23 protein-coding genes and 1 pseudogene are annotated in these 21,797 nt (G+C 44.2%); 13 read left to right on the top strand and 11 right to left on the bottom strand.

What is annotated here, in order from left to right:
- Positions 1 to 83 precede the first annotated feature (83 nt).
- Positions 84 to 1,100: a ribose-phosphate pyrophosphokinase gene (locus WA1_RS28805; protein ID WP_017747135.1), complete on the top strand. Its 1,017-nt coding sequence runs from the start codon at positions 84 to 86 to the stop codon at positions 1,098 to 1,100.
- Between the two features lie 77 nt (positions 1,101 to 1,177).
- On the opposite strand, the gene WA1_RS28800 is transcribed toward WA1_RS28805, so the two are convergent.
- Positions 1,178 to 1,885, bottom strand: coding sequence for a DUF4142 domain-containing protein (locus tag WA1_RS28800; protein WP_066613051.1), 708 nt, complete (start codon positions 1,883 to 1,885; stop codon positions 1,178 to 1,180).
- 309 nt (positions 1,886 to 2,194) lie between these two features.
- Between WA1_RS28800 and WA1_RS28795 the strand changes: the two genes are divergently transcribed.
- The 7 genes and pseudogenes from WA1_RS28795 to WA1_RS28775 all read left to right on the top strand — a co-directional run bounded on the left by WA1_RS28795 (position 2,195) and on the right by WA1_RS28775 (position 6,754).
- Positions 2,195 to 3,217, top strand: coding sequence for a D-alanine--D-alanine ligase family protein (locus tag WA1_RS28795; protein ID WP_017747137.1), 1,023 nt, complete (start codon positions 2,195 to 2,197; stop codon positions 3,215 to 3,217).
- A gap of 520 nt (positions 3,218 to 3,737) precedes the next feature.
- Positions 3,738 to 4,007 (top strand): annotated as a pseudogene (locus WA1_RS53385) (helix-turn-helix transcriptional regulator); the annotation flags it as partial.
- Positions 4,008 to 4,316: 309 nt separating this feature from the next.
- Positions 4,317 to 5,288 (top strand): MBL fold metallo-hydrolase, encoded by a 972-nt coding sequence (locus tag WA1_RS28790; RefSeq protein ID WP_017747138.1) that lies wholly within the window; start codon positions 4,317 to 4,319, stop codon positions 5,286 to 5,288.
- Between the two features lie 9 nt (positions 5,289 to 5,297).
- Positions 5,298 to 5,534 (top strand): hypothetical protein, encoded by a 237-nt coding sequence (locus WA1_RS28785; RefSeq protein WP_017747139.1) that lies wholly within the window; start codon positions 5,298 to 5,300, stop codon positions 5,532 to 5,534.
- Positions 5,531 to 5,665 (top strand): hypothetical protein, encoded by a 135-nt coding sequence (locus tag WA1_RS55515; protein WP_272819249.1) that lies wholly within the window; start codon positions 5,531 to 5,533, stop codon positions 5,663 to 5,665. The genes WA1_RS28785 and WA1_RS55515 overlap by 4 nt, the downstream gene beginning before the upstream one ends.
- Positions 5,631 to 5,849 carry a hypothetical protein gene (locus WA1_RS28780; protein WP_017747140.1) on the top strand — a complete coding sequence of 73 codons (219 nt, stop codon included), beginning with the start codon at positions 5,631 to 5,633 and terminating at the stop codon, positions 5,847 to 5,849. Before WA1_RS55515 ends, WA1_RS28780 begins: the two co-directional genes overlap by 35 nt.
- 65 nt (positions 5,850 to 5,914) lie before the next feature.
- Positions 5,915 to 6,754: an alpha/beta fold hydrolase gene (locus WA1_RS28775; protein WP_017747141.1), complete on the top strand. Its 840-nt coding sequence runs from the start codon at positions 5,915 to 5,917 to the stop codon at positions 6,752 to 6,754.
- A gap of 195 nt (positions 6,755 to 6,949) precedes the next feature.
- On the opposite strand, the gene WA1_RS28770 is transcribed toward WA1_RS28775, so the two are convergent.
- Together WA1_RS28770 and WA1_RS28765 are read right to left on the bottom strand one after the other, a co-directional pair.
- Entirely contained in the window at positions 6,950 to 7,618 is a 669-nt protein-coding gene (locus WA1_RS28770) for a hypothetical protein (protein WP_017747143.1), read from the bottom strand.
- Positions 7,615 to 7,887 (bottom strand): hypothetical protein, encoded by a 273-nt coding sequence (locus WA1_RS28765; protein WP_017747144.1) that lies wholly within the window; start codon positions 7,885 to 7,887, stop codon positions 7,615 to 7,617. The genes WA1_RS28770 and WA1_RS28765 overlap by 4 nt, the downstream gene beginning before the upstream one ends.
- Positions 7,888 to 8,174: 287 nt before the next feature.
- On the opposite strand from WA1_RS28765, the gene WA1_RS28760 reads away from it, so the two are divergent.
- Genes WA1_RS28760 through WA1_RS28750 form a run of 3 tightly spaced genes read left to right on the top strand, consistent with a single transcriptional unit; the run spans position 8,175 to position 12,015 of the window.
- Positions 8,175 to 8,747, top strand: coding sequence for a 2Fe-2S iron-sulfur cluster-binding protein (locus tag WA1_RS28760; protein ID WP_017747145.1), 573 nt, complete (start codon positions 8,175 to 8,177; stop codon positions 8,745 to 8,747).
- Positions 8,744 to 9,736, top strand: coding sequence for an FAD binding domain-containing protein (locus WA1_RS28755; RefSeq protein WP_017747146.1), 993 nt, complete (start codon positions 8,744 to 8,746; stop codon positions 9,734 to 9,736). The genes WA1_RS28760 and WA1_RS28755 overlap by 4 nt, the downstream gene beginning before the upstream one ends.
- Positions 9,736 to 12,015 (top strand): xanthine dehydrogenase family protein molybdopterin-binding subunit, encoded by a 2,280-nt coding sequence (locus WA1_RS28750; protein ID WP_017747147.1) that lies wholly within the window; start codon positions 9,736 to 9,738, stop codon positions 12,013 to 12,015. Before WA1_RS28755 ends, WA1_RS28750 begins: the two co-directional genes overlap by 1 nt.
- A 131-nt stretch (positions 12,016 to 12,146) precedes the next feature.
- On the opposite strand, the gene WA1_RS28745 is transcribed toward WA1_RS28750, so the two are convergent.
- Both WA1_RS28745 and WA1_RS28740 read right to left on the bottom strand, forming a co-directional pair.
- A complete protein-coding gene (locus tag WA1_RS28745; protein ID WP_017747148.1) occupies positions 12,147 to 13,277 on the bottom strand; it encodes an aldo/keto reductase in 1,131 nt (376 codons plus the stop codon).
- A gap of 138 nt (positions 13,278 to 13,415) precedes the next feature.
- Entirely contained in the window at positions 13,416 to 13,913 is a 498-nt protein-coding gene (locus tag WA1_RS28740) for a bifunctional nuclease family protein (protein WP_017747149.1), read from the bottom strand.
- A 339-nt stretch (positions 13,914 to 14,252) separates the two neighbouring features.
- Here WA1_RS28740 and WA1_RS28735 point away from each other — a divergent pair, with 339 nt between their 5' ends.
- Complete coding sequence (locus tag WA1_RS28735) at positions 14,253 to 14,933, top strand: riboflavin synthase (RefSeq protein WP_017747150.1); 681 nt, start codon at positions 14,253 to 14,255, stop codon at positions 14,931 to 14,933.
- Between the two features lie 75 nt (positions 14,934 to 15,008).
- On the opposite strand, the gene WA1_RS28730 is transcribed toward WA1_RS28735, so the two are convergent.
- Both WA1_RS28730 and WA1_RS28725 read right to left on the bottom strand, forming a co-directional pair.
- Positions 15,009 to 16,646, bottom strand: coding sequence for a M23 family metallopeptidase (locus tag WA1_RS28730; RefSeq protein ID WP_017747151.1), 1,638 nt, complete (start codon positions 16,644 to 16,646; stop codon positions 15,009 to 15,011).
- A gap of 133 nt (positions 16,647 to 16,779) precedes the next feature.
- Positions 16,780 to 17,586: a biotin--[acetyl-CoA-carboxylase] ligase gene (locus WA1_RS28725; RefSeq protein WP_017747152.1), complete on the bottom strand. Its 807-nt coding sequence runs from the start codon at positions 17,584 to 17,586 to the stop codon at positions 16,780 to 16,782.
- Between the two features lie 96 nt (positions 17,587 to 17,682).
- Between WA1_RS28725 and pgeF the strand changes: the two genes are divergently transcribed.
- Positions 17,683 to 18,495, top strand: a complete 813-nt coding sequence (gene pgeF, locus WA1_RS28720; protein WP_017747153.1) for a peptidoglycan editing factor PgeF — start codon at positions 17,683 to 17,685, stop codon at positions 18,493 to 18,495.
- 59 nt (positions 18,496 to 18,554) lie between these two features.
- Here the strand turns inward: pgeF and WA1_RS28715 are convergent, their stop codons facing one another.
- From WA1_RS28715 to WA1_RS28700, 4 genes are all read right to left on the bottom strand, one after another.
- The gene (locus tag WA1_RS28715; protein ID WP_017747154.1) at positions 18,555 to 19,292 is read right to left on the bottom strand and encodes a response regulator transcription factor; all 738 of its coding nucleotides are present in this window, start codon (positions 19,290 to 19,292) and stop codon (positions 18,555 to 18,557) included.
- A 201-nt stretch (positions 19,293 to 19,493) separates the two neighbouring features.
- Positions 19,494 to 20,405 (bottom strand): helix-turn-helix domain-containing protein, encoded by a 912-nt coding sequence (locus WA1_RS28710; protein WP_017747155.1) that lies wholly within the window; start codon positions 20,403 to 20,405, stop codon positions 19,494 to 19,496.
- A gap of 143 nt (positions 20,406 to 20,548) precedes the next feature.
- On the bottom strand, positions 20,549 to 21,163 hold the full coding sequence (locus tag WA1_RS28705; RefSeq protein ID WP_017747156.1) for a Crp/Fnr family transcriptional regulator: 615 nt from the start codon (positions 21,161 to 21,163) through the stop codon (positions 20,549 to 20,551).
- Between the two features lie 97 nt (positions 21,164 to 21,260).
- Positions 21,261 to 21,689 carry a MarR family winged helix-turn-helix transcriptional regulator gene (locus WA1_RS28700; protein ID WP_017747157.1) on the bottom strand — a complete coding sequence of 143 codons (429 nt, stop codon included), beginning with the start codon at positions 21,687 to 21,689 and terminating at the stop codon, positions 21,261 to 21,263.
- Positions 21,690 to 21,797: the final 108 nt, after the last annotated feature.

Genomic DNA, 21,797 nt, shown 5'->3' with positions numbered 1-21,797 from the left:
ATGAAAGCTTCAAAAAAGCACACATATAATTTTTTCCGGCTATTTGCGGTTAAATTTCTCAAATCTCTGATGATAGGATTGCCATGAATGCACATCGAGGATCTGCTGTGCTCAGTTCTACTGCCATAAAAGTACAGCCGACTGCTACAGGCGTGACTGAAAATAATCGCTTGCGGCTGTTCTCTGGCTCTGCCAATGTACCACTGTCTCAAGAAGTTGCCCGTTACCTGGGAATGGATTTGGGACCAATGATTCGCAAACGATTTGCGGATGGAGAACTTTATATCCAAATTCAAGAATCCATTCGAGGCTGTGATGTTTACCTCATCCAGCCCAGTTGTCATCCCGTAAATGACAATCTGATGGAACTGTTGATAATGATCGATGCTTGTCGTCGCGCATCTGCACGGCAAGTCACTGCAGTTATTCCCTACTATGGCTACGCCCGTGCGGACAGGAAAACAGCAGGAAGAGAGTCAATTACTGCCAAGCTAGTTGCCAATCTCATCACAGAAGCAGGTGCCAACCGAATTTTAGCAATGGATCTGCACTCAGCTCAGATTCAAGGCTACTTCGATATTCCATTGGATCACGTTTACGGTTCACCAGTACTGCTGGATTATTTAGCAAGCAAGCAACTGCCAGATCTCGTTGTCGTTTCCCCAGACGTTGGTGGTGTAGCACGAGCCAGAGCATTTGCTAAAAAGCTAAATGATGCCCCATTAGCAATTATAGATAAACGCCGTCAAGCTCACAACGTGGCCGAAGTTTTAAACGTTATCGGCGATGTTAAAGGCAAAACGGCAGTGTTAGTAGATGACATGATTGACACTGGGGGGACTATCTCTGAAGGAGCAAAACTCCTGCGTGAAGAAGGAGCTCGTCAAGTTTATGCATGTGCAACTCACGCCGTCTTTTCACCACCTGCAGTTGAGCGCTTATCAAGTGGTTTGTTTGAGGAAGTGATTATCACAAACACGATTCCCGTACCAGAGAAAAATCGATTTCCTCAGTTAGTCATGCTGTCAGTAGCTAACTTGCTGGGAGAAACCATCTGGCGCATTCATGAAGACAGTTCTGTAAGTAGTATGTTTCGCTAATTAAGAAAAATCTGTCTTCGCCATCACAATTAGAGCATTTACAAGTTTTAAGGATGAAGTTTGAAATTTTTCAGACTTCATCCTTTATTTATTGTCTTGTCCAGTAAACTGTAACCTGTTACTGTACCAGCCATCTCAAAATGATTGCGTGCTGTTTGCAGCCCTTCACTAGCAAAGGCTTTGAAATCGGGGTCTTTTCCAAGTGTTACTTCTCGCTGGAATGTAGCTATAGCTTCAAGGTGACGGTTCACTCCCATCTCCTTCATATATAGCTCGTCGAAACGACTCCCGGAAAGCTGTATTAAATGCGCGCCGACTGTTTCATACTTGAGCCCGCTTGTTTTTGGAGGTACAATTTCCTTCTTATTTAATAATCGCAAAAGTTTCTCTTGCGCCTTTGTATGCTGTTCGATCATCTGCTGCGCGAATTTTTTTACTTTAGGATTTGTAGACCTCTGTAACGCCTGTTTTCCAAGTTCTATTTCTGCCATTCCTCCCTGAAAAGCATCAGTAGCTAACTGCCGATCTAATGAAGCGACTGGTTCATTTGACAATGGTATAGGTTTATTGACTGGAGTTACACTGCAAGCCTTGAGAAATACAATGATTACAAAAACAGCAAAACCGATGATTATTTTACACAGCTTTGCATCAAAATGAGGTACACTCCGAACCAACCCTCCCCTTACCAAGAGGAGGGTGCGCGATAGCGCAGGTGGGGTATTTCTGTACTTCACCAAGTTGAAATCTGCCACAACTTTACAAAGTTTTTTAAAATTAAACATAAATATTAAGTCAGTCAACACAATTAAAGTTAACTAGTCACCTTGTCATTGGTCATATGTCATTGGTAAGGATTTCCGACCGATTTACATTTTGTAATGTAGTTTGATTCATTTCCGCCTCGCGATCGTCGTGATGGTGATCCAACCATGACCCTCGCAGAAGCGACAGTATCATTTAAGACAACATAATATAGCAGAATTTTAGCCAGAAAATCACTTTAGAAACCTCCAAAAAAATAATTCCCCAAAAACAATTTGAGAAGAGGTTTGAACTGCACAATAATAATAATTAATATAAGGAGATGAATCATGCCAGTACTTCGTATTCTTCATTTAGTTGGATCTGCAGACAATGATTTTTACTGTGATTTGTCACGCCTTTACGCCCAAGACTGTCTGGCAGCAACTGCAGATCCATCGCGCTATGACTTTCAGATTGCATACATCACACCCGATCGCCAGTGGCGATTTCCTCACTCCCTCAGTCGAGAAGATATTGCTGTCGCCAAACCGATTCCTCTGTTTGATGCTATACAGTTTATAACAGCACAAAACATTGACCTCATGTTGCCACAAATGTTTTGTATTCCTGGAATGACTCACTACCGGGCACTATTCGACCTGCTCAAGATCCTTTATATAGGCAATACTCCGGATGTTACGGCAATAGCGGCCCACAAAGCCAGAGCCAAAGCAATTGTCGAAGCAGCAGGGGTCAAAGTGCCACGTGGAGAAGTACTCCGCCAAGGAGACGTTCCGACAATTACACCTCCAACAGTCGTCAAACCCGCAAGTTCTGACAACTCTTTAGGGGTGTCCTTAGTCAAAGAGGCTACTGACTATGACGCTGCCCTGAAGAAAGCATTTGAATATGCGGATGAGGCGATCGTAGAAGCATTCATTGAACTCGGTCGAGAAGTCAGATGCGGCATCATTGTCAAAGATGGGGAGCTAGTCGGTTTACCTCTTGAAGAGTATCTGGTAGACCCCCACTCCAAACCCATCCGCAACTATGCTGATAAACTCCAACAAACGGACGATGGCAACTTGCGTTTGACCGCTAAAGATAATATCAAGGCTTGGATTGTAGATCCTAACGACCCGATCACCCGAAAGGTTCAGCAAGTGGCTAAGGAGTGTCATAAGGCTTTGGGCTGTCGCCACTACAGTTTATTTGACTTCCGGATCGACCCAAAGGGACAACCTTGGTTCTTAGAAGCCGGTTTGTATTGTTCTTTTTCCCCCAAAAGTGTGATTCCCTGTATGGCGAAAGTAGGGGGAATTCCTCTAGATGAGTTATTGATGACGGCGATCAATGAAACGTTGGCATGATATAATATCCGGTTACCGATCGTGGAAGCACAAGGCGGCGGACAGATTATCAATACGGCATCGATTGGCGCACATTTGGTAGTACCCACTGCCGCAATAGACTCGTCCGAAATATTATCAGAGTGCCAAAAAAATGGTAGAACGGAATTTTAACCGTCTACCAAAATGAAAAATCCACTTCATTATATTCAACAATATCCACACCGTGCAAAACAAATACTGGGAATAACCAATGACCAATTTGAAGACTTGTTAGTCATGTTATCAAATAGCACTAAAACGTAGTAAATCTTGGTCAATCGTAGTAAAACTGTGTGTGAAAAGTTTAAATAATCTAGAATTTGGAAATTAACCAAATCCTAGATTAAGTTGCTCGTTTGAGCACTCCCTATCGGGTTATAGTTTGCCTCAACACAGCTTAAAGGCTTGTAAATGGATTACGGTTTTGCACTGTCGTGAGCAGCCATGTTCCTTCTCCGACGCTTGAAGCTGGCTAACTTCATTAAGTCATGACCACCTTGACCGAAATTTATCACTGGTACAAATTGCAGAAGTCATAAATATTAGCCCCACTTATTTTGCCAGTTTATTCAAACGTGCTATAGGTATTTCTCCGCACCCGTATGTGATTCAACAACGGGTAAAACAGGCAAAAATGCTGCTGTCGAAAACGGATTTGTCAATTTCGGATATTGCCTTACAAGTGGGCTTCTCTAGCCAAAGTCATTTGACGCAACAGTTTAAGCGCCTCACTGGAATGACACCAAAGCAGGTTCGCGCTTCACCATAAGAATCTGATAAATCGTTGTAAGAATCTGAAAGAAATCGAGTATTGAAACTCATTACACTTCAGATAAATAGGATATGAAGAATAAACAACTATGGTTTCCTATCTCTTTGTTTCGACTTTGTTATCAGAGCTAATTTATAAAGTAAATCTTAAATTGCCAAATGTATTGTGTAGGTTGGTAGAACGAAATAACACACAATAATTTGATCGAATGACGCCCAATAATTCGGTTAAATGTTGTGTTTCGTTCCTCATCCCAACTTACTCATGTTTACTTTATAAATCTAGAGATTATAGGATACATCTGTCATGTTTTTTAGAACAATTTTAGCTGTAATAACCACAGTACTGATTATTACAACCTCGTATATTTCTTCGGGGATGGCTGCAGATAAAACTGCAAAAGCTCAAGTACCAGGTTTCTACTCTTTTAGGTTAGGCGAATTTACGATTACAGCACTTAGCGATGGTACAGTACCACAAGATCTTAATAAGGTTCTGACTAATGCGAACTCGGCAGAGATTGAGCGTCTCCTCCATAGAAACTTCCGCACGAACCCTATTGAAGCCTCAATCAATGCGTTTCTTATCGATACCGGAGATAAACAGGTATTGGTGGATACTGGGGTAGGACAATTGTTTGGACCAAAGCTAGGTGGCAAGCTGCAAGCTTCCTTGAAAGCATCGGGTTATACACCAAATGAGATCGACATGATTCTCCTTACTCATATTCATGCCGATCATAGCGGCGGTCTGGTCGAAAATGGACGACTGATGTTTCCTACTGCCACAGTTTACGTTGGCAAGCCTGATGTCGATTTCTGGCTCGATCCCGCGAATGCCGCGAATGCAGAGCGATTGCGTCTCGATCGCAAATATTTTGATGAAGCAGTCAAAACAGTCAAACCCTACCTTGATGCAGGCAAGCTTAAATCGTTTTCTGGAGAAACAGTTATCTTAGCAGGAATCATCGCGCTTCCTACGCCCGGACACACACCCGGACACAGCTTTTATTTAGTTGAAAGCGGGGGCGAGAGCATTGAATTTTGTGGCGATATTGTTCACTTTGCCTCGATTCAATTTCCGAATCCTAAGATTGCAGTTGTCTATGATGTCAATCCCAATGCCGCAGCAGAGCAACGGGAGAAACAGTTTGCTCGTGCAGAAAAATCACGCCGCCTAGTCGCTACTGCACATTTGCCCTTTCCAGGAGTGGGTCACATCCGCGCAGAAAAGCAGGGTTATAGCTGGGTGCCTGTGGATTATCGTTGGCGCGATTAAAGAAGTTCAATGTTTGAACAAATCAGTTTTGTTCCAGCACAAGCGGTTTTTGGTGGTATCTTTAGTGCTGCTGTTACAACATTTCAAGGAACAATGATTTTAAACTTTTACTTTTCTAAACCTTCAATTAGTCAAAAAAGAATCGAAACACTAGTAGACGATGTATTTTCTTGTCTTATTAACGCTTGTAGCAAGGAAAAAATACTTAAGAACGATTCTTTATCAATACAGGCACGCGACCGTTGATTCCATCAGTACCGGGACTCAAAGAAACTGGGTTTCTGACGAGTGAGTCGATTATGGAGCTAGAACAGCTGCCCGAACATCTGATTGTTCTTGGTAGTGGCTACATTGGGTTGGAGTTTGTTGGGGTGTAACGTTGTTGATAGTGGTGCAGTCCAAGTGAGCCACGAACAAACGTCTGTTCCTGGTGTGTACGCGGCAGGAGATACGGTGAGTCTTTTTTCATCAATTACCACCGTTGTGGCAGAGGGAACGATGGCAGCAGTGTTTATTAATTGGGCGCTAATTACAGAAAATCTAGCGATGCCAAATCGCTAACAACAACCCGAATTGAACTCAATCGTTGTAGTTTAGTAGTAAAGTTAAATTTATAGGAGATCTAAATGCCTTACATCACTGTTGGTCAAGAAAACTCTGCAAACATCGATATCTATTACGAAGATCTTGGGGCGGGTCAACCTGTCGTACTCATTCACGGATTTCCTCTGAATGGTCATTCTTGGGAAAAGCAGGTATTAGCTCTGTTGAACGAGGGATATCGAGTCATTACTTACGATCGCCGAGGATTTGGTGCTTCGAGCCAACCATCGTTTGGCTATGACTACGACACTTTTGCAGCAGATCTAAATACACTCATGACCAAACTCGATCTGCGTGATGTCGTGCTAGTCGGCTTCTCAATGGGAACGGGTGAAGTGACGCGCTATCTCGGCGAATATGGCTCAGAGCGTGTGAGTAAAGCAGTGCTGATGGCTCCAGTGCCTCCTTTCCTACTAAAGACAGATGACAATCCGGAAGGCGTTGACAAAAGCGTCTTTGATGGCATTATGAAAGCAATCGTTGAAGACCGTCCAGCTTATTTTTCTGCATTTTTTAGAGACTTCTTTAACGTCGATATGCTGCTTGGCGACCGCATCAGTAATGATGCCATCCAGATGAGTTGGAATGTTGCAGCAGGAGCTTCTGCCAAGGGAACTCTCGATTGTGTACCATCATGGCTCACTGACTTTCGGAATGATTTACCACGTATTGACGTGCCAACTTTGATCGTTCATGGTGATGCCGATCGCATTCTACCATTACAGTCAACCGCAGCAAGACTACCAAAGCTCATTAAAAACAGCCAACTTGTAATAATCCCTGGCGGACCGCACGCCATCAACTGGACTCACGCGGATCTGGTTAATCCAGTGTTGCTGGACTTCCTTCAACAGACAAATTAATCGGTATTCCAATTAAACGAGAAGGAGAAACATGATACTTCAGGGTAAAGTAGCTTTAGTTACTGGAGGGACATTGGGTAGAGGAGTTTCGTGGGAGATGGACAAGACGTTCAATGCCCAGTGAGGCATTGAGGTCTTGGGGGTCGAACACTGGGTACGGAAAAATCTAACATGAGTAAATATATTCAATGCTAGTTATGCTACTTGCATCAAAAACTCAATGAGCAATTGATTGACCTCTGTAGGGCGTTCCTGCTGAATCCAATGTCCGGTATTTGGCAGCAATACCTTTTTTTTCAAGTTTGGCACTATTTCTTCTAGCTGGTTGATGATATCTCGATTTAACATCACGGCTGTATCAAACTCTCCCCCAATAAACAAAGCAGGTTGTTGGAGCTTTGCACCACTCAAAAAGGTCGTGAGCTCCCAATCCTTGTCCAGGTTTCGATATCGAGCCAACCCACCTCGAAATCCGGTTCGCTCAAACTCCTGAGTCAGAAAATCAAGGTCTTGCTCGCTCAACCAACTCGGAAGTTGCTCTGGTTCGGCTACACTGTCCAGAAGTTTTTCTGATTTGTCGAATAGAAAGCGCCACCTTTTTTCGGGAGGTGCGTCTCCAGATGCAGAATAAAGTATCATGCGAAGAGATTTACGAACGTCGGCTTCTAATTCTGCCTCTGCTTTGCCAGGTTCCTGAAAATACAATATGTATAACTGTTGCTCGCCTGCCATCTGAGGCAATGAAAGCCAACCATTAAATCCTGTATCTACGATCGCATCTTGTATGAAAATTTTGCCATCAGAGCGGCGAATTGACAGTGGAATAATGGGTTCAAAATCTGCATTGACAACTCCGGTAATCATGTAAGTCTCCGAGTCCGTCCACCAAATCGACGAACATAACGAGAGCCAATGCGAACAATCCAAATTTGAGCATCTGGATAACGGGCTTCAAGACGTTCACAAGCTGCGATTTCACTAGCATCGACTTCAAAGGCTCCAGTTTCTATGTCGATTGCTACGATCTTGCCATGATTACCTTCCTCGACTTGCTGGCGTACTTGAGATTCATAGATTTCATCACCACGTCGAGCGAACTCTTCTTTGCTGTAGCTAGGTTGTCGAACTGTCATGGACGTGACCTTGTTGCAATTTTATGTTCTTATTTTAATGCGATCGTTCTCCTAGTAGCCGTGACTCCCAAAAAAAGGATACGGGATGGAAATCGCGCAAGAATTTACTAAAATTCCGCAGGGCAAAAAGATTATAGATATTATGTAAAAAATGATAAAGATCGTCGTGCAGTTTTCTATAACTTTGGGTTCATGTCAGTTCACCTAAGCAACGACGGTGCGATAAGCCGGGTACGGCTTGCGCCAAGGGCGATCGCCGTTGACAACACGATTGAAGGGAAATAATTATGAATCAAAAATCTGTTGACAAAAACGCTGTTGGCATGGCAAATTTGCCGCCAAGCAAGATAGCGGTCAACTTAAAAATTAATGAAGCGGCTTACGATTTACAAATCGAGCCGCGTGTTTCTTTGCTCGACGCTTTGCGCGAGTTTGCTGGACTCACGGGAACTAAGAAAGGGTGCAATCAGGGGGCGTGCGGTGCCTGTACCGTGCTGGTTGACGGCGAACGCATCAATTCGTGTTTGGCACTTGCCGTTCAGTACGAAGGTGTGGAAATCACGACGATCGAAGGCTTGGCAAATGAGGGGGAACTGCATCCCCTACAAGCTGCGTTCGTCGAACACGACGGGTTTCAGTGCGGCTACTGCACCCCCGGACAGATTTGTTCTGCGATCGGAATGCTCAGAGAATTTCAGCAAAATCTGCCGAGCGCGGTTTCGCCTAGTATGAATGGAGAATATGAATTTTCCGATGAAGAAATCAGAGAACGGATGAGCGGAAATTTATGTCGCTGCGGTGCTTATGTCGGCATTACGGAAGCGATTCACACCGCATTTGATCGTGAGGCGGCACGATGAAAAATTTTATTTATCAGAAAGCCAAAAGCGTAGACGCAGCGATAAATTTAATCGGACAAAACGCAGGCGCGAAATTTTTGGGCGGCGGAACGAATCTGGTTGACTTGATGCGCGAAAACATTGAGCGATTAGACGCCTTGGTGGATGTGACGCATCTGCCCGCTAACATCGAAGAAACTGCCGACGGCGCAATCAGAATCGGCGCGGCGGTGAAAAACACTGCGCTTGCCAATCACGAATCGATCCGCGAGAAATTTCCCGTTCTTTCCCAAGCCATTCTCTATGGCGCGTCGGGACAAATCAGAAATATGGCGACCGTCGGTGGCAATCTGTTGCAGAGAACGCGCTGTTATTATTTTTATGACGACACGGCGCGATGCAACAAACGCGAAATCGGCGCTGGCTGCGATGCGATCGACGGTTTCAATCGAATTCACGCGATTTTGGGCACGTCCGATGCCTGCATTGCTACGCATCCGTCGGATATGTGCGTGGCGCTCGCTGCCCTTGATGCACGAGTTTTGGTTCAAGGCGCAAATGGCAGCCGCGAAATCGCGTTCAATGATTTTCACCATCTTCCCGAAAACACGCCGCACATTGAAACCGAGTTGCAAGACGGCGAATTGATTACGGCGATAGAAATTCCGCGAAACGATTTTGCCAAAAATTCGCTGTATCAAAAAGTGCGAGATCGAGCGAGTTACGCCTTTGCATTGGTCAGCGTGGCGGCTGCTTTGGAAATCAAAAATAACCAAATTAAAAACGTGCGAATCGCGCTTGGCGGGGTGGCGCATAAACCTTGGCGGGCGTTTGCAGCCGAAGAGGTTTTGCTGGGTTTACCTGCAACCGAAGAGAATTTCTGGCGTGGGGCAGAAGCAGAATTAGAAAACGCGAGGGGATTTGCCAACAATAGTTTCAAAATCGAATTAGCGAAACGGGTGATTATTGGCGTGCTGAAGGAACTGGCGGAACAAGGAGAAACAAACTGATGAGCAACACGCAGAAAATTATGGAAACCGTCATGCAGTATGCACCCGACAAAGAACCCAATGCGCTATCTCACCGGCGCGGTTATCTCGGAACACCTTTGAGCCGTGTTGATGGGCAATTGAAAGTCAAAGGTGAAGCTCCTTTCACGGCAGAGTATAAAGTTGAAAATACGGCTTATGCCGCCCTCGTTTACAGTTCGGTTACCAAGGGAAAAATTACGAAAATCGACGTATCGAGAGCCGAAAAAGCGAACGGTGTTTTAGCGATCGTCACCCACGAAAACGCCCCGAAACTAAAAAATCCGCCGACGTTCGGATTGAGTGGCAATGGTGCGGCGGCAAGCGATTTGCCAATATTACAGGAAGCAGATGTGCATTGGAACGGTCAGCCAATCGCTGTCATCGTCGCCGAAACGCAGGATCGGGCGGAAGAAGCCGCCACACTTGTTAAAGTCGAATATGAAACGGCAGAGGCGGAAGTTTCTTTTGACGCTTTGAAAAAGATTGCCAAACCGCCTGAGAATATTCTTGGCGAGCCGCCTGAAATCAAAATCGGTGACGCCGAAAACGCATTGGATGCAGCAGAATTTAAGGTTGACAATCTTTATCGCACGCCGCGCTATAACCACAATGCGATCGAGCCGCACGCGACGGTTGCTGTCTGGCACGATAATGAAAGTTTAACTGTTTTCGACAGTACGCAATGCATTCACAACTTAAGCTATACGCTTGCTGTGATATTCGGCATTCAACCCGAAGCTGTTCGGGTCATCTCGCCGTTTGTTGGCGGCGGATTCGGCAGCAAAGGCACGATGTGGTGGAATACGGCACTTTGCGCGATGGCGGCGAAAGTTGTCAACTGTCCTGTAAAACTATCTGTGTCACGCCAAGGCATTTTTCGTATTGTCGGCGGGCGCACACCCTCGGAACAGCGCGTTGCACTCGGCGCTGGTAAAGACGGAAAATTCACTGCCCTCATTCATAGTGGCATTACCGCCGCAACGAGGCACAACAATTTTCCCGAACAGTTCACTTTTCCGGTGCGACATCTTTATGCTGCGGAAAATTTTTACATCGGACAGAAAGTCGTCAATCTCGATACGGTCGCGAACACTTTTATGCGTGCGCCGGGTGAATCAATCGGCACCTTCGCGTTAGAGTCGGCGATTGACGAACTGGCTTATGAACTAAAAATCGATCCGATAGAACTCCGGCGCATCAACGAGCCAACGAAAGACCCGGTGAGAGATGTCGCATTTTCGATGCGTAATTTAACCTTGGCTTACCAGCGTGGGGCGGAGAAATTCGGCTGGCAACATCAAGCACCGCGATCTCAAAAGGATGGTAAATGGCTCGTTGGGCAGGGTGTGGCGACGGCTTATTATCCGTATTACCGTTTCGTTTCGACCGCTCGCGTCCGAATTTTTGCTGACGGCACGGCAGTGGTTCAAACCTCGGCGCAGGAGATGGGCATGGGAACGGCAACGGTGCAGATTCAACATGCGGCAGAGAGATTAGGGTTGCCAATCGAGCGAGTTTCGTTTGAATACGGCGATTCAAATTTGCCACAGGCACCGTTGGCTGGTGGCTCGAATCAAACTGCTAGTAACTTCGCGGCGATTGCAGCGACGATTGAAAAAGCTTTGCGCGAACTGCTCGCGATCGCCGGAGACGATTCGCCACTTGCGGGTCTAAAATATGAAGAGATTGAGGCACGCGACGGTGGGGTTTTCAGCAAGGAAAACTCGTCAAAAGGCGAAACTTACGCATCAATTTTGAAAAGGGTTGGGCAGGATTATGTCGAAGCGGAAGCGACATCGAGCCAGCCTTCGGAGATGCAAAAATATTCGATGGGTTCATACGGCGCACAGTTCTGCGAAGTCCGTGTCAACGAAGAAACTGGCGAAGTCCGTGTTTCACGCTGGCTAGGGTCATTCGACTGCGGAAAAATTCTGAATCCGAAGACTGCGACCAGTCAGTTTCGTGGTGGGATTATTATGGGCATTGGCATGGCACTAACCGAAGAAACATTATTTGACGAGCGAAAGGGGCGAATCATGAACGCCTCACTCGCCGAATATCACGTTCCGGTTAATCTGGACGTGCCGCATATCGAAATTATTTACAACAACATTCCCGACGAACACGCTCCATCAGGCGCGCATGGCATCGGCGAAATTGGCATCACGGGCGTGGCGGCGGCAATTGCCAATGCGATTTACAACGCGACAGGCAAACGCATTAGAGAGTTGCCGATTACGCTTGATAAACTGCTGTGATAATCTGATATCTGTGGCGGGCTAGAAGCCCGCACCACAAGAGATATTGTATTTTTAAAATTATTAAAGAGAGTCCTGATACTTTTAATCCAGATAACCTTAGACATCTGAGATATCTTCTGACAAACTCTCTACTCCCACAATCGACGACTAGAAGCTCCATTTAGTTTATTATGAGTATCTTTTAACAAAGCAGGAATATCTAAATTTTCTGGACACCTGGGCAAACACTCACCACATTCCGTACAGCGATTGGCTTTCATTCCAGGAAACCAATGACCGGCATTTTCAAACATTCGATAGCGGTATTGCCCGAAATCTGTCATATCAAATGCTGTGGCGAGATTGCGTAACCGAAGCGCTTCTGGTATATTGATTCTCTCAGGGCAAGGCAAGCACTCATAGCATTGGCTGCATCTATCTGTCCCTAAAACAGATTTTTGGTACTCTTCTAAGCGTTGAAAAGTATCTATTTCTTCTTGTGTTAGCGGTTCGTCGCGATCGCTAAATAGCAACGGTTCCTCTAATTCGTTTGGGTTTGCAGGACCGACGCTGAGGGTGGTAATTCGGGTGTCGCTTAGCAAAAATCTGTAGTTCAACTCCAACGGCGAAAAGGGATGACACAAATCTTTTAAGGTTTGAGGTGGCGTATATAAGCGTCCTCCCTTATCAACCGGGGAAATGATGAATATTCCCATGTCTTTTTCATACGCTTTCTCAATGGCTAGAGCATGGCGTTGGAAAAAATAGTAATAATGCAGATTGACAAAATCGAAAAAATCTGTATTGATTGCATCTAAAAGAATTTCCAAAGGTGCGTGAGTGGAAAAACCAATGTGTCGCACTCTACCATCTTCCCTCGCTTCCTCCACTGCCTTCATGCAGCCACCCTTGGTTTTTACCCAGTCGAGATGTTCCCAAGTGTTCAATCCATGAATTGCTAGACAGTCGAGATAGTCAATATTTAATTTGTCTAAAGATTCATCAATACACCGACGCATTGTATCGGCATCTGCAGTAGGTGGGATTTTTGTAGTAATATACACCTGAGAACGAGAAACTGGCAAACCAAGAGTAATCGCACCCCCCAGGTATTCTTCACTCTTACCGTAACCTCTGGCAGTTTCTAAATGATTGATCCCCAGTGCTATAGCTTTTTGGACAGTTTGCCATGCATTTTCAGGCGGAGACAGGTAACGCATTGTCCCTAAAGAAAAGACAGACAAGCAGAGATTGGTTTTTCCAAAGCGTCGGTATTTCATCAAAATAATTGGATTTTAGATTTTTAGACAGGATATTGTAGTATCAATTTGAAAAAAGAATGTGACAGATAGTTGGGTGAGATTCCACCCGCTCCAGGCTACCTCAATCCAAAATCCAAAATCCAAAATCCAAAATTGCTAGCTTCCGCCATCACCAAAACGTTTAATCAGATCCTCCGGTCGAAGATTGGAGACAAATTCTCGAAACGCTTGTTGTTCGGCTTCATCAGCATCTCTATCTACAGGGATGGAAGCATCAGCTATGACTTCTTCCATAACCCAAATCGGAGTGTTTGTACGTAAAGCGATCGCGATCGCATCACTTGGACGTGCGTCAATTTCCTTTTTCACCTCACCTTGCTTGAGAATGAGAGCTGCATAGAATGTGTCTTTTTGCAACGAATGGATAATAACGCGATCTAAAGTCATATTCCATGTCTCTAAAAGGTTCACAATGAGGTCATGGGTTAAGGGTCTTGGAGGCTTTTGATTCTCCAGTGCGCCCATAATTGCTCTTGCTTGCTCCTGACCAATATAAATTGGTAGTGCGCGGCGATCTGAAGAATCCTTCAGAAGTACAATTGGGCTGCGTGTTATGGCATCTAATGCTATGCCAGCGACTTTCATCTCAATCATTGGCTAAGCCTCTAAAATCCTTTGCGTGTGAGAGAGCTATGTAACAAATCGTACTTTTGGTTGGGCAATAATGGGACAAGTTTAAACATAACAGTTTATTCTCTATAATTGCTTCTATTAAACTCCTAAATGAGTGTGAATACCAGAGTAAGACGACTAGGTCTAGATCGACTATAATCTACTTTCCCAAGTATGCCTTGTGATGAATACCAAGGTATTGATAACTTGACATAAATTTTTGTTTGAAATTATACACATTAGTTCTTAATTTGTGTGAGAATTACCAGATGATTTCAGCCAAAAACTTACCTTAAATAGAGTTAATTTAGCAAAACCGCCGTGTTTACAGGATTAATCCAGTCATTAGGAACAATAAAACCCATAGGGGAGCATTCTTGGCAGATTACTTGTGTCACACACTTATCTAATGCCATTATGCAAGATTTAGCGCTTGGTGACAGTATTGCAGTAGACGGCATCTGCCTAACGGTAGAAAAAATTCTAAAAGATGGATTTATTGCTACTGCTTCACCAGAAACCCTACGCCGCACCACCTTAGGACAAGAGCAAACACAACAGAGGTACGTCAACTTAGAAGCATCATTACGAGTGGGAAGCAAGGTAGGCGGTCATTTTGTGATGGGACACGTAGACGGAATGGGTCAACTATTATCTGTCGAACAAACAGCAACCTCTTGGGAAATGACGTTAAATGCACCAAAAGAGATCGCCCGCTATATTGTTCCCAAAGGCAGCATAGCAGTGAATGGCATTAGTCTCACTGTTGCCGATTATCAACCAGAAACAATGCAATTCAAAGTCGCCGTCATTCCCGTAACCTACGCCGAAACCAATTTTCAATATTTAAACCCAGGCAGTTGGGTAAATTTAGAAGGGGATATTTTAGGCAAATACGTCGAAAAATTTCTTTCCGTTGGCAATCAAGACCCAAAACCAACGACAAACAACGAGTTTGATGGCATCACACCCTCCTTCCTAACAGAACATGGGTATTTGTGAGTAGGGAATAGGGAATGGGGAATAGGGAATGGTGAGTTGTTTTCCCTACTCTCTACTCCCCACTCCCTTCTTCCTTCAGCTACCAGGTTGCCTGGTAACTTGAGCTGTCTGTAAAGATTGAACCAATTGACCGAGGGCATACTCTAATTGAGCACCTGGGTTGGTTGCTACCCATCCTTGAGGTGTCAGTTGACGCACCTCAAAATGCAAGTGAGGACCTGTAGAGTTACCAGTACTGCCAACTCGTCCAATCACAGTTCCCTGTTCCACACGTTGACCGGGTTGAACAAGAAGTTGTGACATATGACCATACAAAGTTTGTTGGGCGTTGCTGTGGTTGAGTACAACTGTTAAACCATAACCACCCATGTAGTCAGCAATCTCTACCAAACCAGATTGTGCTGCCACAACAGGTGTTCCCATTGCTGCACCTAGGTCTGTACCTGCGTGAAAACGGCGATCCCCTGTAATGGGGTGAGTTCGCCAACCAAACAGAGAAGTAATTGGGGCGGGGATAGAAAGAGGGAACATCAATCCCGAACCGTTATAGGGAACCCGACCAGCATAAACTCCACTGTAAGCAATTTGTGGCAATGTTATTGCTAGTGGAATGTCATAAACCACCGTGCTTTCGCGAGGTGCGATATTTTCTGCGGTCACAGGCGGAAGCAAAGTGCCACCATGTGGGGCAATAGGAGTAGAACTGACTGTTGTGCTAGGAGTAAAATCGTTAGGTATAAAACGATGGCGTCGAATAGTGCTTTGCGGCACACTAGCAGAAGCTATTCTAGAAGAATTACGTAAAAAATTATTGCTCACTATGCCAGAAGTGACTCTGGGAGTGTTGCGTACAAAAGAGCGGTTTGCCCTAGTTGTACTACGCTGAAGGGGAGGCACGGTTGCTAGAGTTGCCCGTTGACTTCTTCTAAGCCAACTTGGTGTTGAAGTCCGCTCTTTTGAAGCATTAGCAACAGACGCTCTATCAGCAGAACGTTCCGTTATCACCACAGAATTTGGTGCTTCGTATCTTTCTGTAGTATCAGCGCTGTAATTGGTGGGGTCAATATAAGTGTTGTTGTAGTCCTTATCAGTAGATTGAACTCCGGGCGCAGAGGAATAACTTTGCTGGGAACCCTCTTGTTGGGGTTTTTCGTCTCCAGCAACAGATACCCTTGACCGCGAAGTTTCTACTTGAAGCTTTTCTTCTCTAGTAATAGCAGGAGCAATCCTTGGAGTTCTTAACCTTGTTCTAAGTTTTCTAGCAGTTGCTGTAGGTACAGAAATCTCTACTTCTGGTCTTAACTTTCTCACAGAGATGCCAGGTTTGGAAACTTCTTGAGGTCTGGATTGTCTGATAACAACTGTAGGGTTAGAAGACTTTGACCGAGATAATCTTTGTTTCAGTCTCGCTCTACGTTGAGAAAATTCCGGTTGCTCTCGATATGTTTCTGGTGCAGGCGCACTTGAATTTTGTCCGGATGTACTTCTTCGGACTGGATTTGGTGCTGTTTGCTGTGTTTCAACAGTGGGAACAAGATTATCCACGGCGGATTCCGTTTGGGCAAAAACCAAACCGCCACTGCTTAATATACCAAGACTACCCAGCAAACTAAGGCTTTGTGCGGGGAGCGTGGACGCAAACCGTTTTTTCGACAAGGGTCGTTCTTCTGGTTTATTCCAACGATCAAAGGCAGAGTTATTGCGCTGCGTCATGTGTTCTTTGAAATCGTGTGATTGAGCTTAAGAGTTAGGGAGTAGGGAGTAGGGAGTAGGGAGTAGGGAGTAGGGGATAGGGGTAGAACAACTAACAACTAACCACTAACAACTAACTACTAACTACCAACCATTAGCCGTCATAACCCAAACTGATTGTACCGGGTTGGAAGTAAATTTCTCGTGATTGTACTGTTACAAATTCACATGCTTCCGTGCATACCCGAAGAGCACCCTGCTGTGTTACGCCTACTACAGTGCCTGCAATATCATTATGGTATACGCGATCGCCCATATTGCTCAGTAACTCTAAATAGCGCGATATTAATATATTGGCTCCTTCTGCCAACAAACACTGTATCCCAGATTCTATTCCAATGAGAACAGTAGCAGCGAGAATTTCAAGAGTTGGAATTGATTTGGAATCATTCAACGCCTGCCAAGTTTTTAAGTTGATTCCAGTTTCCGGAACTGGGTTTGCCCAATTTATGCCAACTCCAATGATGGCTTGCGCGATTCGTCCTTGCTGTACTTTCGTTTCCGTTAGAATACCACCTAGCTTGCGACGCTTTAAAACTAAATCGTTGGGCCATTTGATTTGAGTGGGAACACCACTTTCTTGCAATTGTTTAGCAATTCCCCAAGCCGTTGCCAAAGTGAGTTGGTAACCATTTGTTACATCTAGCTTGGGTGCGATCGCCAATGAAAGATACAATCCTCCATCATCAGAAATCCATTGCCGACCCCATTGACCTCTACCTGCTGTCTGCTGTGTAGCAATGACCGTGCATCCCGGTTCAGCCCCTTGACTCAGCAAATTCCACAAGATCTGATTGGTTGAAGATACTGTATCAAAAAGGTGTAGCGAAAACGGTAGGTGTACGTGTTTGCGCCCTGCTTGAATAGCAGTTTCTAGCTGTTGTTTATCTATTTTTGTCATTGGTCACTGGTCACTGGTCACTGGTCACTGGTCACTGTCCCAGTTTGCGTTAGTATGGATTGAGTGATTTCTATTTGTTTCTAGGTATAGTTAACAATGCACGCTTGGCACTGGCGCACATGGTCTGGACTTCCATACCTGACCTGCAGTTTATTGGAACCTTGGTATCACGGCTTTTTTACCAAGCAGTTTTCACCTAGTTCCCCTTTTGAAATCACAAAGGCATTGCATCCCGAAGCATCGGTTTACCGCTTAAAACAGGTACACGGTAACACTATTTTCTCGCCACAAGAAATCGAAGATTGGTTGACAAAATCCATAATAAATGAAGGTGAAGTCGATTCTGCTTTTGCATCGGGAGACGGTTTAATCAGTACTGCGCCCTTACAAGCTATATGGGTAGCTACGGCAGATTGCACGCCTGTACTGGTTGCTGATGAGAAGACAGGACAGGTTGCTGCGGTTCATGCTGGTTGGCGCGGGACTGCGCTCAAGATAGTACCGCAAGCTATTAGTCGATTGCAAGCACAAGGGAGCAAATTAGAAAATTTACGAATTGCCATGGGACCTGCCATCGCTGGAGAAGTTTACCAAGTCTCCGAGCATGTGGCAGCAGAAGTAGGAGCCAGCCTCATACCACATAATGATGAAAAAGCAATTCTAGATGCACTGCAAGATATATCACTATCTCCCCTACTTCCAGATCCAGAACCAGGGCGAGTGCGATTGGATGTGCGGCGAGTCAATACTTTACAGATGGAAATGTTAGGCATTAGTGTGGAACAAATTGCGATCGCACCTTACTGTACTTACCAAACTCCAGAGTATTTCTTTTCTTACCGCCGAGAACACCAGAAAAAAGTCCAGTGGTCGGGAATTGTCAGTAAAAGAGTGACCAGTGACCAGTGACCAGTGACCAGTGACCAGTGACCAGTGACCAGTGACCAGTGACCAGTGACCACTAACAACTAACAACTAACCTTTATATTTAAGTTCTGTGGAATTTTTGTTACAGATTTTTTGTTAATTAAGCTTTTGAGTCGATATCCCAAACCATAAACTGTTTCAATCACCTCTTCTGCAATTCCGGCAGTCTTAAGCTTTCGTCGCAGATCTTTAATATGCATTGTCACAGCAGTTTCGGCAGGAGCGCTATCAAATGACCAAAGACGGTCTAAAATAGCACTACGGCTAAAAACTCTTTGGGGATTGCTCAAGAAAAGTTCTAATAATCGATATTCAGTTGGAGTCAGGCTCAAACGTTCCTCTTGATAAAAGACTTCACACGAACTAAGGTTAAGTCGTAAATCTCCCCAAGTTAGCACGAGAGTATAGCTAGAGTTTCCCTGACTCCGACGCAGTAAAACACGAATCTTTGCCATTAACTCTTGCAGGTTCAAGGGTTTGAGAACATAATCATCTGCTCCTGCATCTAAAGCCGCAATCTTATCTGTGGTAGAACCTTCTTCCAGAAGTAGTAGAATTGGTGTTATGCAGTCTTGCGATCGCAATCGACTACATAAACTGACACAATCTACTTTAGAAAACTGCATATCTATCAAGAGAAGGTCATACATCGATGCTTGTACCAAAGCCAGTGCTGTTTCCTCACCAGTTGCTGCATCAATGATGTAGTTAGCTGCAAGCAGTTTCCTTTTAAGCATGACCATTGAAGGTTGATCGTCCCCCACCAGCAATATTCTCATGGCAGGTCTCCTTTTCCTTAAATTATTTATATTAAGGGAAAGAACACGTAGCTTGTATCCCTAAATTAAGAAATTTCTGTGTTTTTTTTCAATGGTCATGTGCCATTGGTCATTAGTCATAGGCAAAGCTTTTATTTTATAAGCAGAGTGTAAGATGCCCGACTTCTTAAAGAAGTCGGGCATCTGATTCCCCCCTACCCCCTACTGTTTCTGATAATCTTTAGGCGTCATCCCTGTTATTTTGCGAAAGTGCTTGGTCAGGTGGCTTTGATTTGCAAAACCGCATATCAGAGCAATATCACAGATTGCCATTTTCCCACTTCTTAACAACCGCTTTGCTTGTTCCACTCTCTGCTGAAGTACATATTGGTAAGGAGTTATACCTAGAGAATTTTTGAAGAGTTGACAAAAGTAGTACTGGCTGATACCTGCTACTCCTGCCAACTCAGCTAACTTGATCTCTGAATTCAGATGGCTGTGAATGTGCTCTAGAACCTGACGCAACTTATATTTTGGCAATCCATCAGTATATTTAACTACTTGATTTTTTTTGACACAATATTTCTTTATAAGATGAATAACTAGCGTTGTTCTCAGTTGCTCAACGTATAAACTATCCCCACTCATTTTTGACTCTAGCTCGTCTTTCAGAGATAAAAGTATGCCGAGAATGAGTGGATCTTGCTGTGTGGCAAAGTGAGGAATTAATTCAATATCTTCTGATGCAGAAACTTCCATCCCCAATCTTTTTAGAAGTAAGGGGTCAACTGACACAAACATAAATTGAATTTTTTCTTCCCACAAACAACGGTGGAGTATATCAACTGGAATAATGGCAATAGTTCCTTTTGTTTGATGTTCACTTTGTCTTTTTCCATTAAACCATCGTTCTGTTGATAGATTACCCAAGGCAACACTGATGGTGTGCATTGTCAGACTATGCTCGAATGTATCGTTATTAGGTTGATGATGATGCTCAAAATATATCCCATCCCATCCTGAATAATAACTGGTTATCAAAGGCGGGTTAGACAAGATTTGCTCGGTTGCTCTTTCCTGTTTAAAGTCAACGAGTAAAGTCTTTTCCTGTTTTAATTGCTCGCTGTTGCTCATGATTAAGCTAGTCAACTAAAGTATGAAGTATTCAGCTTTGTTGTATGAACTATGAAATGTTAGCTTTTACCCTTTATATTTCATCATTTTTCAAACCATTGGGCATATTAAAGGGTTTGGTACAACAATTGCAATGATTTAAATCAAGCTGCTGACGATTGCTGAAGTGTAATTTGCAGGCGGGTACGTGCGATTTTACCTTCCCGTTCCAACCGAGCTAATGCTCGTGATAGGGTTTCTGGTGTCAAACCTAAATCAGCTGCAATTTCTTTGAGGGGGCGATCGACGTTGACAATGTTTTGTTCGTCGGACTGTGCTAAATAACGCAGGTAACGCAGCAATCTCTCGTGGGCTGCTCGAATATCTCGCAATTCTATGCGTAATTTCAAATCTTGGATTTTCTGTACTAGCATTGCCATGAAATCTTCTGCTAACTCAGGATTTGCATATATTGCTGATAATAAAGGCTCTTTGGGATACGCGATCGCTCGAGAAGCCACTTCTGCGACTGCAGTGCAGGGGTATGTTTGAAAAAATAAAGCAATTTCACCCAAGCTATTGCCTTGTTCCGCAACTTGGAAAGTTACGACTTTATCATCGCTTGTATAGCGCATAAGTTTGATACGTCCCGTTTCGACAATAAAAAAAGACGATGCTGGATCTCCTTGTTGGAATAGAGTTTCTCCTGTTGATAAGTCATGATGCACTACAGCATCGCGTAATTCTTCTGGCAAACTATTCAATGTCAACAGATCCATACAAGCTCCTCGATAATTTGCAATTCGGTATTTAATAACTAAAATGACGAGCGACAGAATACTTAGCCAACTAAATAAAATTTCAAAAAAATAACTCCTAGCTGAGGTTGTTGTGAACCTGCAAAAGCAACCGGCGCAACAGCAGTTGCTCCTCTAGTGTTAAATTAGCTAAGATGCGTTTTTCTAGAAGATTCCAAGCTTGAGTGACTGGTTTTTGGAGCGATCTCCCCGCATCAGTTAAGTAAATCCGGCAAATACGTGCATCTTCTTCATCCCTGCGTCGTTGCAATAAACCAACTTTTTCCATACGATTCAGCATTTTCGTGAGTGTTGGGGCTTCCACTTGCATCTTCAAAGCCAGATCGGATTGGATTAACCCATCATTTTCCCATAAATGCATCAATAAAATTTCTTGTCCGACATACAGCCCCATGTCACCCAAAACTTTACAAGCTTCGTTGCGGTGAACCTTAGAAACTTGTACCATCAGGTAGCCAATGGTTTCCTGCATTGGTTTTTCAGTCATAGGGAAAGTTAACGCTCGTAAGGAGAAAGAAGGAAGAAGGAAGTTGTATCCCCATCAATAAATTGAGGGGATTTTCAGAGTGAAAAACCTTTATGAATCCATCAATAA

Origin of the sequence: Scytonema hofmannii PCC 7110, assembly GCF_000346485.2 — a bacterium.
Lineage (GTDB): Bacteria > Cyanobacteriota > Cyanobacteriia > Cyanobacteriales > Nostocaceae > Scytonema > Scytonema hofmannii.
The sequence above is the reverse complement of the archived record's forward strand: the minus strand, read 5'-3'. Positions and strand labels throughout refer to the sequence as shown.

Excerpts from the sequence above, each read along its gene's own strand:
- WA1_RS28805 (WP_017747135.1), top strand. The coding sequence starts at position 84 with ATGAATGCACATCGAGGATCTGCTGTGCTCAGTTCTACTGCCATAAAA.
- WA1_RS28800 (WP_066613051.1), bottom strand. The coding sequence starts at position 1,885 with ATGTTTAATTTTAAAAAACTTTGTAAAGTTGTGGCAGATTTCAACTTG.
- WA1_RS28795 (WP_017747137.1), top strand. The coding sequence starts at position 2,195 with ATGCCAGTACTTCGTATTCTTCATTTAGTTGGATCTGCAGACAATGAT.
- WA1_RS28790 (WP_017747138.1), top strand. The coding sequence starts at position 4,317 with ATGTTTTTTAGAACAATTTTAGCTGTAATAACCACAGTACTGATTATT.
- WA1_RS28785 (WP_017747139.1), top strand. The coding sequence starts at position 5,298 with ATGTTTGAACAAATCAGTTTTGTTCCAGCACAAGCGGTTTTTGGTGGT.
- WA1_RS28775 (WP_017747141.1), top strand. The coding sequence starts at position 5,915 with ATGCCTTACATCACTGTTGGTCAAGAAAACTCTGCAAACATCGATATC.
- WA1_RS28770 (WP_017747143.1), bottom strand. The coding sequence starts at position 7,618 with ATGATTACCGGAGTTGTCAATGCAGATTTTGAACCCATTATTCCACTG.
- WA1_RS28765 (WP_017747144.1), bottom strand. The coding sequence starts at position 7,887 with ATGACAGTTCGACAACCTAGCTACAGCAAAGAAGAGTTCGCTCGACGT.
- WA1_RS28760 (WP_017747145.1), top strand. The coding sequence starts at position 8,175 with ATGAATCAAAAATCTGTTGACAAAAACGCTGTTGGCATGGCAAATTTG.
- WA1_RS28755 (WP_017747146.1), top strand. The coding sequence starts at position 8,744 with ATGAAAAATTTTATTTATCAGAAAGCCAAAAGCGTAGACGCAGCGATA.
- WA1_RS28750 (WP_017747147.1), top strand. The coding sequence starts at position 9,736 with ATGAGCAACACGCAGAAAATTATGGAAACCGTCATGCAGTATGCACCC.
- WA1_RS28745 (WP_017747148.1), bottom strand. The coding sequence starts at position 13,277 with ATGAAATACCGACGCTTTGGAAAAACCAATCTCTGCTTGTCTGTCTTT.
- WA1_RS28740 (WP_017747149.1), bottom strand. The coding sequence starts at position 13,913 with ATGATTGAGATGAAAGTCGCTGGCATAGCATTAGATGCCATAACACGC.
- WA1_RS28730 (WP_017747151.1), bottom strand. The coding sequence starts at position 16,646 with ATGACGCAGCGCAATAACTCTGCCTTTGATCGTTGGAATAAACCAGAA.
- WA1_RS28725 (WP_017747152.1), bottom strand. The coding sequence starts at position 17,586 with ATGACAAAAATAGATAAACAACAGCTAGAAACTGCTATTCAAGCAGGG.
- pgeF (WP_017747153.1), top strand. The coding sequence starts at position 17,683 with ATGCACGCTTGGCACTGGCGCACATGGTCTGGACTTCCATACCTGACC.
- WA1_RS28715 (WP_017747154.1), bottom strand. The coding sequence starts at position 19,292 with ATGAGAATATTGCTGGTGGGGGACGATCAACCTTCAATGGTCATGCTT.
- WA1_RS28710 (WP_017747155.1), bottom strand. The coding sequence starts at position 20,405 with ATGAGCAACAGCGAGCAATTAAAACAGGAAAAGACTTTACTCGTTGAC.
- WA1_RS28705 (WP_017747156.1), bottom strand. The coding sequence starts at position 21,163 with ATGGATCTGTTGACATTGAATAGTTTGCCAGAAGAATTACGCGATGCT.
- WA1_RS28700 (WP_017747157.1), bottom strand. The coding sequence starts at position 21,689 with ATGACTGAAAAACCAATGCAGGAAACCATTGGCTACCTGATGGTACAA.